The organism is Paenibacillus glycanilyticus (assembly GCF_030161375.1).
Taxonomy (GTDB): domain Bacteria; phylum Bacillota; class Bacilli; order Paenibacillales; family Paenibacillaceae; genus Pristimantibacillus; species Pristimantibacillus glycanilyticus_B.
Genome location: NZ_BSSQ01000002.1, coordinates 26,387 through 41,332 on the forward strand (window position 1 = coordinate 26,387; position 14,946 = coordinate 41,332).

At 50.9% G+C, this 14,946-nt stretch carries 16 protein-coding genes; 15 read left to right on the forward strand and 1 reads right to left on the reverse strand.

The genetic code is table 11. The features are described 5' to 3' along the window. Positions 1 to 20 precede the first annotated feature (20 nt). Positions 21 to 1,610 carry a UDP-glucose--hexose-1-phosphate uridylyltransferase gene (locus QQK89_RS03150; RefSeq protein WP_284236983.1) on the forward strand — a complete coding sequence of 530 codons (1,590 nt, stop codon included), beginning with the start codon at positions 21 to 23 and terminating at the stop codon, positions 1,608 to 1,610. 247 nt (positions 1,611 to 1,857) lie between these two features. Beyond that, complete coding sequence (locus tag QQK89_RS03155; protein ID WP_284236984.1) at positions 1,858 to 2,322, forward strand: hypothetical protein; 465 nt, start codon at positions 1,858 to 1,860, stop codon at positions 2,320 to 2,322. A 229-nt stretch (positions 2,323 to 2,551) separates the two neighbouring features. On the opposite strand, the gene QQK89_RS03160 is transcribed toward QQK89_RS03155, so the two are convergent. Then, on the reverse strand, positions 2,552 to 2,779 hold the full coding sequence (locus tag QQK89_RS03160; RefSeq protein ID WP_284236985.1) for a DUF1128 domain-containing protein: 228 nt from the start codon (positions 2,777 to 2,779) through the stop codon (positions 2,552 to 2,554). A 154-nt stretch (positions 2,780 to 2,933) separates the two neighbouring features. Here QQK89_RS03160 and yyaC point away from each other — a divergent pair, with 154 nt between their 5' ends. From yyaC to tsaD, 13 genes are all read left to right on the forward strand, one after another. After that, positions 2,934 to 3,509 (forward strand): spore protease YyaC, encoded by a 576-nt coding sequence (gene yyaC, locus QQK89_RS03165; RefSeq protein ID WP_284236986.1) that lies wholly within the window; start codon positions 2,934 to 2,936, stop codon positions 3,507 to 3,509. Beyond that, a complete protein-coding gene (locus tag QQK89_RS03170) occupies positions 3,506 to 4,333 on the forward strand; it encodes an alpha/beta fold hydrolase (RefSeq protein ID WP_284236987.1) in 828 nt (275 codons plus the stop codon). The genes yyaC and QQK89_RS03170 overlap by 4 nt, the downstream gene beginning before the upstream one ends. A 21-nt stretch (positions 4,334 to 4,354) precedes the next feature. Further along, a complete protein-coding gene (locus QQK89_RS03175; protein ID WP_284236988.1) occupies positions 4,355 to 4,996 on the forward strand; it encodes a DUF6483 family protein in 642 nt (213 codons plus the stop codon). 32 nt (positions 4,997 to 5,028) lie between these two features. Continuing rightward, positions 5,029 to 6,216, forward strand: a complete 1,188-nt coding sequence (locus QQK89_RS03180) for a class I SAM-dependent methyltransferase (protein ID WP_284236989.1) — start codon at positions 5,029 to 5,031, stop codon at positions 6,214 to 6,216. Between the two features lie 97 nt (positions 6,217 to 6,313). Then, complete coding sequence (locus QQK89_RS03185; protein WP_284237097.1) at positions 6,314 to 7,987, forward strand: histidine kinase N-terminal 7TM domain-containing diguanylate cyclase; 1,674 nt, start codon at positions 6,314 to 6,316, stop codon at positions 7,985 to 7,987. Between the two features lie 143 nt (positions 7,988 to 8,130). Beyond that, on the forward strand, positions 8,131 to 9,216 hold the full coding sequence (locus QQK89_RS03190; RefSeq protein WP_284236990.1) for an HD-GYP domain-containing protein: 1,086 nt from the start codon (positions 8,131 to 8,133) through the stop codon (positions 9,214 to 9,216). Positions 9,217 to 9,304: 88 nt separating this feature from the next. Further along, entirely contained in the window at positions 9,305 to 9,664 is a 360-nt protein-coding gene (locus tag QQK89_RS03195; protein ID WP_284236991.1) for a hypothetical protein, read from the forward strand. Positions 9,665 to 9,853: 189 nt separating this feature from the next. Next, positions 9,854 to 10,726 carry a YitT family protein gene (locus QQK89_RS03200; protein WP_284236992.1) on the forward strand — a complete coding sequence of 291 codons (873 nt, stop codon included), beginning with the start codon at positions 9,854 to 9,856 and terminating at the stop codon, positions 10,724 to 10,726. A 21-nt stretch (positions 10,727 to 10,747) separates the two neighbouring features. Beyond that, complete coding sequence (gene thiL, locus QQK89_RS03205; protein WP_284236993.1) at positions 10,748 to 11,794, forward strand: thiamine-phosphate kinase; 1,047 nt, start codon at positions 10,748 to 10,750, stop codon at positions 11,792 to 11,794. Positions 11,795 to 11,810: 16 nt separating this feature from the next. Beyond that, positions 11,811 to 12,311 (forward strand): tRNA (adenosine(37)-N6)-threonylcarbamoyltransferase complex ATPase subunit type 1 TsaE, encoded by a 501-nt coding sequence (gene tsaE, locus QQK89_RS03210; protein WP_284237098.1) that lies wholly within the window; start codon positions 11,811 to 11,813, stop codon positions 12,309 to 12,311. After that, positions 12,298 to 13,113, forward strand: coding sequence for a tRNA (adenosine(37)-N6)-threonylcarbamoyltransferase complex dimerization subunit type 1 TsaB (gene tsaB / locus QQK89_RS03215; RefSeq protein ID WP_284236994.1), 816 nt, complete (start codon positions 12,298 to 12,300; stop codon positions 13,111 to 13,113). The genes tsaE and tsaB overlap by 14 nt, the downstream gene beginning before the upstream one ends. Next, positions 13,113 to 13,601: a ribosomal protein S18-alanine N-acetyltransferase gene (rimI, locus tag QQK89_RS03220; RefSeq protein ID WP_284236995.1), complete on the forward strand. Its 489-nt coding sequence runs from the start codon at positions 13,113 to 13,115 to the stop codon at positions 13,599 to 13,601. Before tsaB ends, rimI begins: the two co-directional genes overlap by 1 nt. Further along, the gene (gene tsaD, locus QQK89_RS03225; RefSeq protein WP_284236996.1) at positions 13,595 to 14,641 is read left to right on the forward strand and encodes a tRNA (adenosine(37)-N6)-threonylcarbamoyltransferase complex transferase subunit TsaD; all 1,047 of its coding nucleotides are present in this window, start codon (positions 13,595 to 13,597) and stop codon (positions 14,639 to 14,641) included. Before rimI ends, tsaD begins: the two co-directional genes overlap by 7 nt. The last annotated feature ends 305 nt before the right edge of the window (positions 14,642 to 14,946 follow it).

The following is a 14,946-nucleotide window of genomic DNA, read 5'->3' on the forward strand; positions in this document are numbered from 1 at the left end:
GGAAAGGAGCTTTTTACACCATGACAGTTAAAGAAAACACGACCGTTACCGCAGCGGAAGCGCTGGTCCTCATCGACAGGCTTGTCCAATTCGCCCTTCGCCAAGGTATGATTGAACCGCTTGATGTTAATTTCTCGCGTAATGCGCTGCTGGATCTGTTCAAGTTCACGGAACCGCACGAAGGCGACATTCCGGAAGAACAACTGGACAGCCCGGTATCGCTTCTGGAGCCGCTGCTTGATTACGGCTATTCGATCGGACTTATTGAAGACAATATTCTGACCTACCGCGATCTGCTGGATGCCCGCATTATGGGCTTGCTTATGCCGCGTCCTTCCGAAGCCGCTGCGGCTTTCCGCCGGACTACGGCAGAAGAAGGCATTAAGGCCGCAACGGATGCCTTCTACAAGCTGAGCATTGACTCGAACTACATCCGGATGGACCGCATCAACAAAAATAAATACTGGCAGCATGAGACCGAGCACGGCGCGCTGGAGATTACAATCAATCTCTCCAAGCCGGAGAAGGATCCTAAGGAAATCGCGCTGCTCAAAACTTTGCCGCAGGCCCATTATCCGAAATGTCTGCTATGCGAGCAAAACGTCGGCTATGCCGGCCGCGCCGATCATCCGGCACGCCAGAACCTGCGCGTTTTGCCGCTTACGCTTGATAACCAGCAATGGTACTTCCAGTATTCGCCTTATGTGTATTACAACGAGCACAGCATCGTGTTCAAAGGCGTTCATGAACCAATGGTAATCTCGCATGGCACTTTCAAGCGCTTGCTTGATTTCGTTGAACAGTTCCCGCATTACTTCATCGGTTCCAATGCCGATCTGCCGATCGTGGGCGGCTCGATTCTGAGCCATGACCACTTCCAGGCAGGACGCCATACGTTCCCGATGGAGAAAGCGAACACGACAGCTACCTATACCGATCCCTCCGTTCCTGGAGTGCGGTTCAACATTGTGAACTGGCCGATGTCGGTTGTGCGCGTGAACGGCTCTTCCAAGGAAGATGTGCTGAATGCCGCTAGCCGCATGCTCGATATTTGGCGCGAATACAGCGATGAAGCCGTAGATGTGCTTGCGTTCACTAATGGCAGAGATGGTACCCGCACGCCGCATAATACGATTACTCCGATTGCGAGACTGCTTGACGACGGCGCTTATGAAGTGGATCTCGTGCTTCGGAACAACCGGACCAGCGAAGAGCATCCGATGGGGATTTTCCATCCGCATCAGCATTTGCATCATATCAAGAAGGAAAATATCGGCTTGATCGAGGTAATGGGTCTGGCGGTATTGCCGGGACGGTTGAAATCCGAGCTAGAGCAGATTGCTTCGTATTTGACTGGCCAAACGGAAGCGCGCCATGGCGAGCTGCACAGCCAGGAGCATCCGCTTCGTCTTCATGCGGAGTGGATTGAATCGCTCGTAGCCCGTTACGGCACAGCCAACTCGCAAGAAGAAGCGCAGGCCCTTGTTGAGAACGAGACAGGCGCCAAGTTCTCCGAGGTATTGAAGGACGCCGGCGTGTTCAAACAAAACGAAGAAGGAAATGCGGCATTCCACCGTTTCCTGACTTATTTTGGCTTGAAACAGGCGTAATAACTATAAAAATCCGCCATATTTGTCTTACTGGACAAATATGGCGGATTTTTCAATATGAGGATTGTGCAAAATATGAAATCTGTAAAGAAATTAATTTGTAAATCGTAAAAAATTATGGTATTTTTTATATGAAAATATAAACTATTCGTATTGTTATATTTTTATGAAAGATACGTGTTCTTCTTGATAAAGGGGAAAGTCAACGCTTATCTGGACTTTATTTCAGGTTAACGGAGGGGTCAAGATGCCGGAAGCAATTATGCCTTTAGATGATTTCTTGCAGCTTAGCAGCGAGGAGCAGATTGAGAAGCTGAAGCGCTGGAAGATGGATTACACGCTGAAGGATATTCGGGAAGCATGGAATTTCAAGCATTCCGCGCAATATTATATGCTGCTTAAGAAGTTGCGTATTTACGAGCGTGTTGTAAATAAATCGGACAAGTTTTATCCGATGCAGGATCAATTGCCTTTGCAGCAAGGCGGCGTCAAAGAACGTTCATGGCGCGGCCAGACGGGATATGTTCAACAGGAAGAGCAGCCTGCGGACCGTTTCAACTATCAGTTGAATACAACGCTGACCGGCTCAGAACTGGCGGAGAAGCTGGAACGTCTGGCGTTCTTCCTGAAGGGCGAGCAGAAGCAGGTACAGATCAGCTTGTCGATCGAGTCTGCTGAGCCGGCGTCCGGATCGGAAGAATCAAACGAATAACAACAAGCAAAGAGGAGTGCTGAACTGGGAGACAGCACTCCTCTTTTTAATGGGATTTTAACGCTTGTGTCGATTAATGCTAGATAATGTCTTTTTGTGGTAAATATTGTGATTATAATTATTGCTTTTTAATAATGGGTAGCATGAAGCTAGGACTAGCGGCTTCGTTCGGAAGTCCGGCCATTAATAAGCACCGGCCAATCAAACGGCCGGTGCTTTTGAGTAAAACTTACTTGACGCGCAGCTTGCCGAGCTCCGATACAAGCGCTTCAACTTCGCTGATGCTGAATTTATCTTTTGAAGCAACAACCTCATACAAGTCGCGGATATCCTCGTATTGATCAACGTTGAAGTGGGAAGCCTGCATTGCTGCAGCAGTCGCCATTCTAAGCTTTGTTTTAATGGTTTCAATCATAAATTCTACGTTTTGCTGGGTTTGCTCTTCGAGATTGACCATGTTAATTCCCCTCTCCTGTCTTTCATTAGTCTTTCGCAGTTCTCGTCATTGTAACATATTTCGCTTATCCCATGCCCGCAAATTGAACCGTTTGCCTGAATTCGGGTACAATGAGAGAATCAGAACATTTGAACGACATAAAGCAGGTGTATACATGTTAGGGCAAACAAGCGATATTTCGGGTACGGGAAAGGTTACGGGTACGGGGGCGGATAACCTGCGGATTTTTCTCGCACAAGTCGCGGCCAGGCATCCAGACCGCAGCCAAGTCGTATTTGTATGTATTGGTACGGACCGTTCGACGGGGGATTGCTTCGGCCCTTTGGTAGGCACCAAGCTCGAAGAGCGCGGTTGGCCCCATGTCTTCGGGACGTTACGGCGGCCTTGCGACGCGTTGCGGTTCGCGGAAGCAATGGCGGCCATTCAGCAATCCGTTCCGCACGCGGTAGTGATTGCGGTAGATGCCTGTTTGGGCAAACCGCAGTCCGTTGGAGGATATATTGCGGCGGAGGGGCCACTGACACCGGGTCAGGCGACGGGCGCCAGATTACCGGCAGTTGGCCATTACAGCATCGCCGGCGTCGTGAATGCCAGCAGCCATAAACCGTATATGACGCTTCAAACCACTTCCTTGTATGCCGTGCTGCAGATGGCGGACACGGTAGCCGAGCAAGTGGATCAAGCTTGGAACGCGCAACAACAACTTTCATTCCAGGAGGTCAATCCATGACTCAATTGTCCATCGCTAACCAAACACTTACGCTGCCTAGCGGCACGTCATTAGCTTATTACGATTCCAGAGCCGGTCAATTGCCGGTAGTTGTGCTCTTGCACGGTTATTGCGGAAGCTCGGCTTACTGGGAACGGGTAGTCGAGCCGCTTGGAGCCGCAGCCCGCATTATTGCTCTTGATCTGCGCGGACATGGGGGTTCTTCCGAAGAGACCGGTCCGGATGAGACGAATGTTATGGAATTGTATGCGGACGATCTGGCGGCCATGCTGGATCAGCTGAATATAAACAAGGCCTGCGTGCTTGGCCATTCGCTTGGCGGATACATCGCGCTTGCTTTCGCCGAACGTTACGAGGATAAGCTTACTGCCTTTGGTCTTGTCCATTCGACGCCGCTGCCGGACAGCGAGCCAGCCAAGGACAATCGGGATAACGCGGTAGCAGCCATCAAGAAGGACGGTGTCTCCGCTTTTGTGGAAGGGCTTGTACCAAAGCTTTATTCCCCGGACAATAAATTGACGATGACGGAATCGGTTGAGCGATCCATTGCAATTGGCAGAGGGACAAGCGCAAGCGGCGCGGTTGGCGCGGCTAAAGGGATGAAGGTCCGCCCGGACCGCACGGAGGTGCTGAAGAGAACTTCGTTGCCGTTGCTTCTTCTGGCCGGGGAGCAGGATCAGATTATTCCGGCGGAAAAAACGTTTGTTGTTGACGGTCCAGAGGTCAATCAGGAGAAGATTATGAATGCCGGCCATATGAGCATGGTTGAACAGCCGGAAGCTTTTGTTGAAGCCGTACAGCGTTTTATCTCTAAGCTTGGTTAATCTTGAGGGGAGGGAACCGGGATGTTTCGCCGCGATTATCTAATGAATATGATTGAGCAGATGACGGAAGCGATCGGACAGATACTGCAGTTGAAGCGGGAGCTCAAACATCAGGAAGCCTTGCTAGTGATCGATGAGCTCTTGGACAAAAGGTTCGGATTAAGCGGCAAGCTGATCCGTTCCTTGTCCGATAAAGATTTGATGGCCGTATTGACCACTAACGGAATTATTGAGACGGACAAAATCCAGGCGATCGCCGTTACCTTCAAGCAGGAGTCGGAGTTGCATGCCGAGCTGGGCAATGAGGACGCGAGTTTTGTGTCGGGATTGAAAGCCGTGCAGCTCTTCATGCGGTTGTCGCTAGTTGGCGCAGAGCCAACGATTGTAAATCCAACAAAGGAAGCAGAACAACTTCTGGAGCAACTGAAAGCGTATGAGCTTCCCGCTCACGCAAAGCAGCTTCAAGCGGAATGGCTTGAGGGAGAAGGCCAATTCGCGCGTGCGGAAGACGTGCTATACGAGCTGCTGGAAGACGAGGTTATTGCCAAAGAGGAAGTGGAAGCCTTTTACCGCCGAATTTTGTTCTGCGAAGACGAGCGGCTGGAAGCTGGCGGATTGCCGCGCGAGGAAGTCCAGTATGGGCTTGAATCGCTGCAAGCATAAGAAAGCAAAGATCTATAGGAGTGACATGACGAATGACAGAACAATGGCAGCAGCAATTACAAACGATCGTAGAAGCGGGAGAACTGCTGCAGGGGACGCTTAGCCAGCTCCGCCGCAAAGACGGAGCGGCTGCACCTAAGACCGTGGTACGGCCGGTGCAACTGAAGAACGGGCTTCATCTGCAGTTCGAGTACCATTACAGCAACAAGGTGACTCATGATAACGTCAAGCCCGAGCTGGCAGCGGAGAGAATTACGGAATTGCTGGAGAACGATTATAAACAGGCTTTGTTCAAGACGCCTACGGCAGATATTCAATTGCTGTTTAACAAAAAAGGAAAAGCAACTGTTCTTAGCAAAGCGCCAACCGGCGCGGCTAAAGCCGGTGCGGAATTGCAGCATAACCGCCAGAAAAACCGGATTCTCGCAGAAGGGACGGCCGCGCCGTTTCTTGTAGAGCTGGGCATCATGACCAAGGATGGCGCCGTGCATGCGAAGAAACAAGACAAGTACAGGCAGATCAACCGTTTCCTAGAGATGGTGACGGACGTGCTTCCCGCCCTTCCTGCGGACAAGCCGCTTACCATCGTTGATTTTGGCTGCGGCAAATCGTATTTGACCTTTGCTTTATACCATCTGCTTGCCGTAGAACAAAAGCGGGAGATTTCCATTATCGGACTGGATTTGAAGGCGGACGTTATTGCGTTTTGCCAGGAATTAGCCGATCGGCTTGGGTATGGCAACCTTAAATTCCTCGTTGGGGATATCGCCGATTACGAGGAATTAAATGAAGCAGACATGGTTGTTACGCTTCATGCTTGCGACACAGCGACGGATGCGGCGCTTGCCAAAGCGGTGAAATGGGGAGCTTCGGTTATTATGTCGGTTCCTTGCTGCCAGCATGAACTGTTTAGACAGGTTGAGAGCGAAGTATTGTCGCCGATTCTGTCGCAAGGCCTTCTGAAGGAACGTTTCTCCGCACTGGCGACGGACGCGGCACGCGGCAATCTGCTTGAAGTGCTTGGCTATAAAGTTCAAATGCTGGAGTTTGTTGATCCAGAGCATACGCCTAAAAACTTGCTGATTCGTGCCGTTCGCGGCGGGCAGGGAGCTTCTAGGGAGAAATGGGAGCAATATGAGCAGTTCAAGAACTTCCTTCATATTTCGCCGTCCTTGGAACAGATGTTATCGGACCTTTGGCCTACTACTTCCAAAAATTAATAATTTAGTCCTATGGAAGTAATTGTCGATTGAAATAACATTTGCTACAATGGCAATAGATGGATAGTCAATGGATGGGTGAACCGTATTGGAATCGATGATGTGGCTGGATTTTAGCATGTTCCTCGTATTGCTCGGTTTGTTTGTTTACGTGTTTGCTGTAGGCGCCATAACCGTGCTGCACAAAATTTATTTCGCGCTTCATCTCGTACTGATGGTTTGGCCGCTTACTCAATTTATAGCTCAAACAATGCCTGGATCTTCTTACAGGCTTTTTTATCTTTCGGGCTCTTACGTCGGATTGTCGCTCGTTGGCGTAGGCTGGTTTATATTTGTCGTGTTTATGACGGGACAAGCCAAGGTGATCCGCACGCGCAGAATCGTTTTGCTATCCGTGCCGGCTCTCCTATCCGTATTGTGCGTCGTCATAAATCCGAATCATCTGTTTCTCTCCATTGACGAACAGCTGGGGGTCAAGTCGCTTCAAAGCGGACCGCTATTCTGGTACATGATCGTCCAGCTGTTCTCATATATTCTTGTTTCGTTATTCGTGATGGGGTATACGATACGCAGGGGAGTTTCCGTCCGGCATCAGATGCTTGTCCGGACCGCCATGAACGGCGTATTTGTTCTTGTTTTGTTTGGACTAGGCGATTTTTTGGTCAATATTATCTTCATCAATTATTTTTCCGCTTATTTCTCCATCTTCTCAGTGGGCATTGCTTTGTCTGCTGTATACCTCGTACACGCCATCACCAGACACCGTGTTTTCGACATCATTCAAATTGTGCAGCGTGACGTTATGAATACCATCTCGACCGGCATTATCGTGCTGGATGAGAACGGGTTTGTACTGGAATTCAATAAAGTGATGAAGCCGATTCTGAAGTCTAGAATTGGCGATAGATTTACGCCGGAGGCGCTGGCGGTCCATCTTCCCAATCCGATCCGAAGGGAATTCGATGAATTTCTGGAAGGTTCGAAAGAGCGGCCGATGGATCGGCAGGAGCTGGAGATCGCTCTCCAAAGCGACGGACACTATCGCTATATCGTTGTACAATCCGCTCCTATATTGAGCCATAAGAAAAAAGAACGGCTTGGCAGATTATTGACCTTCCATGATGTCACCGAGCTTCGCATGCTGGTCGATGAGACCAACTTGCAAAATGAGCTGCTGCATGACCGGAACCGCGAGCTGCTGGCGATGCAGGACGAGTTGTTCCAAGCCAATAAGAAGCTGGAATACATGGCGATAACCGATGGATTAACGGGCTGCTATAACAGACGGTATTTGCTGCAGCAGCTTGAGCATGAACTAGCCGTAAATGTCCGGTACGGCATTCCTTTTTCGATCTTCCTGTTTGATATCGACTTCTTCAAATCGATTAACGATCAATATGGCCACCTTGTCGGCGATGAAGTGTTATGCGCTACGGTGGATGCGGTTAGAGCAACGCTGCGCACCGCCGATCTCCTGGCCCGGTATGGCGGAGAAGAGTTTACGGTCTATTTGCCGCATACCAATCGGGAGCAAGCGGACATTATTGCCGAGATGGTCAAGGAATCCGTCGAGCACAATGCCGTCAAGTATGGCAGTCAGTCGGTCAAAGTAACGATCAGCATGGGCGTTGTGTCGGTGGAGCAGTTCGATCAGCGGGCGCTGGACGAACCGAAAGCCTTTTTGAGAGAGCTATTGACACAGGCGGATTCCGCACTATACGAAGCGAAATACAGCGGACGCAACCGAATCGTGAAGCGGAAGCTTGCATGAAGAGAAACTCGGCAACTAAGGGAAATCGAACTTGGTAAGCCGAGTTTTTTCTGCCAATGGGACATTATCTTCCATGATAGTCAGCCCTCCATATATCTGATAAAATAGCTTCGTACTAGTATGGACTGAAAGAGGTATGGGCGATGAGAAAATTGCAAATTGGATCGGTCAAACCTGGGGACAAGCTGGCAAAACCTATTTTTCAAGATAATGGACGGGTTTTGCTAGGTGAAGGTGTAGAATTAAATGATCGTTATATAAACCGGCTGCAGAATTTAGGCGTCGACGTTGTTTACATTGAAGATGGCAAGACAGAGGATCTTATTCCCGAAGAGACGCTCCGGGACGAGACCCGCAGGCAGGCGGTAGAAGCGATCTACAAGACGATGAATACTTTTAAGGATCAGTCCGTTATCATGAAAGGCCGGGCAATCGCTCCGGATTTGGGGCGGACCTTCCGAAACGTATTTGGTCAGATTATGACCGATTTGACGGCGAGACCTAACATGATGGTTAATTTGACGAATATCCACGTTGCTGACGCGTATTTGTTCCATCATTCCGTGAATGTGGCGATGCTTGCCGGGGTGCTCGGAATTGCAAAGGGCTATAACCGGAATCAATTGGAGGAGCTGGGCATTGGTGCATTGCTGTTCGATATCGGCATGACCAAGATCCCGCAGAAGCTGATCGAGAAGGTGGGGCCTCTGACGGCGGATGAACGGGTTGTTATGGAGAGCCATACGAAGGAAGGCTTTGATATCTTGCGGAAGTACCACGATATTTCCATCGTATCGGCGCATTGCGCGCTCCAGCATCATGAACGTTACGATGGCTCGGGGTATCCGCGCAGGCTCAAACGGGATGATATCCATATGTATGCCCAAATCGTCGGGATTGCGGATGTATACGACGCGCTCACTTCGCCAAGACCGCACCGCAAGCGGCATACGCCTTCGGAGGCGATTGAGTTCCTGTTTGCTGCCGGCAATACTTATTTCGACTTTGATTTGATTAAGCTGTTCTGCAAACATATTTCGATCTATCCGGTGTCTACGACGGTGCTTCTTAGCTCCGGCCAGGTTGGCGTAGTGTCGCTTAACAGCGAGCTTGCCCTGCATCGGCCGAGGGTTCGAATTATCCGGGAAGCTGACGGCCGCGAGCCGGCATCACCGTATGACTTGGAATTAAAGGATGAACTCCATTTGACCATCGTGAAGGAATTATGATTTTGGACTTCCGCGAATAGGATTCTATCTATACCAACCTATCACTCTCTGAATATCCTAATAAAGAATTAGGAGGGAGAGTGATTATATGGCGAAAAGAATCAAACCGACTCTTAAAAGTCCTTCTGGCGGAAAAGCGAGAGTTGTGAAAAGAGCGGCTCAATTAGCTCCTCAGCAATCCGGTCCAATCTTTAGCCGCTTAACGGTTGTGTGGGTTACGGATGAAGGGATTCCTTTTAATACGACTGGATTTTTTGCAAGGCTTTTCAGAGGAAATACCGTTGTATCTACCGCAAACTTCGACCGTTTTGGCGTCGTTCGTTTCAACAACATTACTACTTTAACGACAGTCGTGTATACGATCCGGATTTTCCGCAGCTTTGACGGAGCTTTGTTCCGTACAAGAACCATTCCATCCGGCGTAGAGACATTTGCAGTAATCGGCTAATCGTTAAAAGCGGCTGTGCGCATAAATTCGCACAGCCGCTTTTTTGTGCGATGGAAGGACATTTACATATTTAGTTGGCGGGAACTCCGGCAAGTTGCTATATTCTGCACGGTCTGGTCTTTGAATATCTTGTTTATTAAGGTAAAATAATTATAATCAGCGTGTTCGAGGGGAGGAACAAGCTTACATATGACGGGACATGCACAGCATTTAAAGCTGCCTAAGCTGGAGTTGTTGCGCCGGGCGTTGTTTATTACGCTAGGGGCGGTGCTCGTTTCAGTGGGACTTGAGATTTTTTTGGTCCCAAATCACATTATTGATGGCGGGATCGTCGGGATTTCAATCATGGTATCCCATTTGACTGGCCTGCCACTGGGTATTTTCTTATTCCTTCTTAACTTGCCTTTTCTGGTACTGGGGTACAAACAGATTGGCAAAACATTTGCAATGTCTACCCTGTACGGGGTAAGCGTCATGTCGCTTGGCACGTTTTTGCTTCATCCGGTTCCGCCTCTGACGGAAGAATATTTCCTCGCATCGATATTTGGAGGAGTTATATTAGGGATTGGGGTAGGCATAGTAATCCGGTTCGGAGGCTCGCTCGACGGAACGGAGATTATCGCGATTTTATTCAACAAGCGCCTTCCTTTTTCAGTTGGCGAGATTGTTATGTTTTTTAATTTATTTATTCTTGGCAGCGCGGGTTTTGTATTCGGCTGGGACCGCGCGATGTATTCGCTTGTTGCCTATTATATTGCCTACAAAATGATCGATATTACGATGGAAGGCTTCGAAGAATCCAAAGCCGTCTGGATCATCAGCGAGGAGTCGAGAGAGATCGGCTCCGCCATCATGGACCGGCTTGGGCGCGGCGTCACCTATCTTCACGGGGAAGGCGGCTTCTCCGGCGGGCAAAAACGAATTATTTTTTGCGTTATTACCCGTCTTGAGGAAGCGAAGATGAAATCCATTGTTCAGGAGCTGGACCCGGTTGCGTTTCTAGCCGTTGGCAACATTCACGACGTGAAGGGCGGCAGGTTCAAGAAGCGGGATATTCACTAGAAGGATAAGGAGACTTTCGCAGTGGACGAATTTGCAAGCATCCGCCATTGGACTTCGGGGCGGCAAAGCGAAGAATGGCAGCGGGAACGCGGAGTCCGGCTTGGCATAGGCGACGATGCCGCGCTTATTGATCCTGCCGCTCCCATTGCCGGAGTAACTCCTCCGTATGAATATGTCTTGGCGATGGACACGATGGTAGAGACGGTACATTTCAATGAGACCACGATGTCCTATGAGGATATCGGCTACAAAGCGCTCGCTTCGAATATTAGCGATATCGCTGCAATGGGCGGTGTTCCTCTGCAGGCGCTCGTCTCGGTGAGCGTGCCGCGCCAGCTTGGGCCGGAGCTAATGCGCCGGCTCTATGACGGGCTCTACGCGTGCGCGGACCAGTACGGCGTAGCGATTATTGGCGGCGACACGACCTCGTCGCCCCAGCATCTTGTTGTCGCGGTGACGGTGACAGGTGCCGTCGAAGCGGGCAAAGCGCTGCGCCGTTCGGGAGCTCAGCCCGGCGACGCTGTTGTGCTGACCGGCCCCGTGGGCATGTCCGCGGCCGGCTTGCACTTCCTGCTCGCGCAGCGGGAACGCGGCGCGGACGCGCTTGCCGGGGAGCGCGTGGCGCAGCTTGTGCAGGCGCACCAGCGCCCTGCGCCATCGGTGCGTGCCGGCCGGCTGCTTCTTGCGCGCGAAACCTGCCATTCGCTTAATGACGTAAGCGATGGACTAGCCAGCGAAGCTTGGGAGATTGCTGAAGCGTCGGGACTTGCCGTTTCGTTATTCGAAGAACAGCTTCCGCGCAGTGGCAGTATGACGGCTTATGCAGGAGCTGCAGGAATAGATCCGCTGGAATGGATGTTATACGGCGGCGAAGATTACGTCTTGCTGGGCTCGATGGAATTAGGTGATGCAGCAGCGGCACAGGTGGCTTTCCATTCGGAAGGGCTGCCCTTTTACATCATTGGGGAAACAGCGGCCGGAACTCCGGCAGTGGAATTAATCCGCAAGACGGTGAAGGGCGAGCTGCGGCAGCGGCTGGCCAAGAAGGGTTATAATCATTTTGAGTAGCAAGCAGGTGAAGAAGATGACGATTCAAGGACAAGTTGTTCTAACTATTCGCAACGAGCAAGAAACAGCTTTATTAGCAAGGCGTATCGCAAAACTTGCGAAACCGGGTACCGTACTTGCGCTAGACGGAGATCTAGGGGCGGGCAAAACAACTTTCTCTCAAAAATTCGCAAAAGCGATTGGAGTAGAGGGTGTGGTTAACAGTCCGACATTTACCATTATTAAAGAATACGATGGGGCTTCCATGCCCTTTTATCATATGGATGTATACCGTCTGTCAATGGAAGAAGCGGACGAGCTGGGGCTTGACGATTATTTCTTTGGCCAAGGCGTAACGATTGTGGAGTGGGCAAGTTTAATTAAGGAACTTCTGCCGCCGGATCGGCTCGAAATGTACATTTCGCATGAAGGCGGCGAAGAGCGGGTTGTTCGGATCACCGGAATTGGCGAGCCGTACAGGTCGTGGTGCGAGGTTTGGAATGAGATGGGAGCAGGGAATGACGATGACCAAGTTTAACGAAGGACCATTATTGGCTTTTGATACATCCACTGCCGCGTTTGCGGCGGCGATATTGGCTAAAGACAACATCCTGGGGGACATGCAGTCGTTGGCGGAAAGAAACCATTCCGTTCACGTGATTACCCATGTCAAACAGCTGATGGAGCAATGCGGCGTAACGGCTAGCGATATCGGGGCGATTGCCGTCGGGAGTGGGCCCGGGTCTTATACGGGCATGCGAATTGCCGTTGCGGCTGCCAAGACGCTGGCATGGGTATGGGACAAACCGTTGATCAGCATATCAAGCTTAGAGGCTATTGCATATGGCGGTTGGCATCACGCTACAGGCGCTTCGTTCGGAGCGGTTGCCAAGGATGAAGCGGATTCGGGATTGGATTGGATCCTCCCGATTATGGATGCCCGGCGGGGACAAGTCTACACAAGCGGTTATGCCTTGTCCGCTCAAGGCGAGTGGAGTTGTTTTGCTGCAGACGGCGTAAGGCTGATGCATGACTGGGTCGATCGGATTGCCGGGGAAGCGGCTGAACGGCAAGGGCAATTAAAACGGATTTGGATAGTCGGCGATTTGACCCTTCACGCCGAAGAAGCGGAGCGATTGAAATCATTGGGCGAAGAGATGGGGGTTCAAGTCCACCTGTTATCTTATGAACTCGAAGGACGAGCCGTGGCGTGGCTTGGACGTATTAGGCTACATGAGGGCAAGATTGCCGATACGCACGGATTGACGCCGAATTATACGCAACTGGCGGAAGCGGAAGTGAATCTTCGGGCCAAGCAGCAGGGGGAGGCGAAGTCCTGATGTTGTTGACTGATCTTGTATTCCGTTCCATGACAATGGACGATGTACCCGCTATTGTCGCTATTGAACATGAGGCTTTTGCAACCCCATGGACGCCGGAAGCTTTCAAAAACGAACTGACGAGCAATATGTTTGCGCGTTACATGGTCATGGAAAATGAAGGCCAAATTATCGGCTACGGCGGCATGTGGATTATCGTGGACGAAGCGCATGTCACTAACATTGCCGTACGTGCAGATCATCGGGGGCTTGGACTTGGCGAGCGTCTATTAACAGAATTGCAGCGAACGGCTGCTTATTTCGGCGCGAACAAGATGACGCTGGAGGTACGCGTATCCAATGAGATTGCACAAGGCTTGTACCGGAAGCTTGGCTTCAAGCCTGCCGGTATTCGCCCGGCTTATTATTCGGATAACAACGAGGACGCGTTAATTATGTGGGCGGATCTGAATGTCTACCGGCCTACGGCAGAGGAGCAGGAATGGTGAGTACAACAAATCAAGATGCCGTCATTTTGGCGATCGAAACAAGCTGCGATGAAACATCGGTTGCAGTCGTTCGCGGCGGCAAACATATATTATCAAATGTTATTTCGAGTCAAATCGAAGTCCATAAACAATTCGGCGGAGTCGTTCCTGAGATTGCGTCGCGCAAGCATGTTGAAGTGATTACGCTCATGATTGAGCAGGCAATAGAAGAGTCGGGATTGACGCTAAAAGACATGTCGGCAGTAGCCGTTACGCAAGGGCCGGGACTTGTAGGCGCCCTTCTGGTTGGCATCGTAGCGGCCAAAAGCCTGGCCATGGCGCTGGATTTGCCGTTTATTGGGACGCATCATATCGCCGGCCATATCTATGCAAACCAGCTTGTTCACGAGCTGGAGTATCCGTGCATGGCGCTAGTTGTATCCGGCGGCCACACGGAGCTTGTCCTGCTGGAGAGCGAAGGCAACTTCCGCATGATCGGACGTACGCGGGACGATGCGGTTGGCGAGGCTTACGACAAAGTGGCCCGGGCTCTGAAGTTCCCATATCCCGGTGGACCACATATCGACAAATTAGCTTCGGAGTCGGAGACTGTCATCGAATTGCCCCGCGCATGGCTGGAACCAGGTTCTTATGACTTCAGCTTCAGCGGTCTGAAATCAGCGGTTCTGGCTGTAATCAATCAGACAAATATGAAAGGCGAGACCTTGGACGCAGGCGCGCTCGCAAGGGGTTTCCAGGAATCGGTCACCGAAGTGCTTGTCGAAAAAGCGCTTCGCGCCGTCCGTGCCTTTGACGCCAAGCAATTGCTATTATGCGGCGGCGTGGCGGCTAACCGCGGCCTCCGCGCGGCTCTTGCCGCCCGCTGCGACAAAGAAGGCGTACCGCTGCTAGTTCCTCCCCACAAGTTGTGTACGGATAACGCTGCAATGATTGGCGCTGCGGCTTTCTTGAAATGGCAGCAAGGCGAATTTACATCGCTCGACATGAAAGCCGAGCCGAACTTCTCGCTGGAAGGCTGGGCGAAGCCGTCCGTTTCTTAAATCGCAAGAATATTTTTTGATGGAATTGACAGAATATTTATCGAGGCATATAATGGGTACCAATAGTTCAAACTCCATACTGTGCAAACGCAAAGAACAGGAGTAGTAAGGATCATCCGGGTTAAGAGAGCTGCGGGAAGGTGCAACGCAGTCGAAGGATACCTGAAACTCGCCTGGGAGCGGAACGTCGGAAATATGCGGCTGGCCATGGATAGCCCGTATGTACGACGCTACGGTTAACCCCCGTAACAGGGTGCGCATTGTCAACATCCGGAATTGGCAATGTGCCTAAGGTGGACATTCGA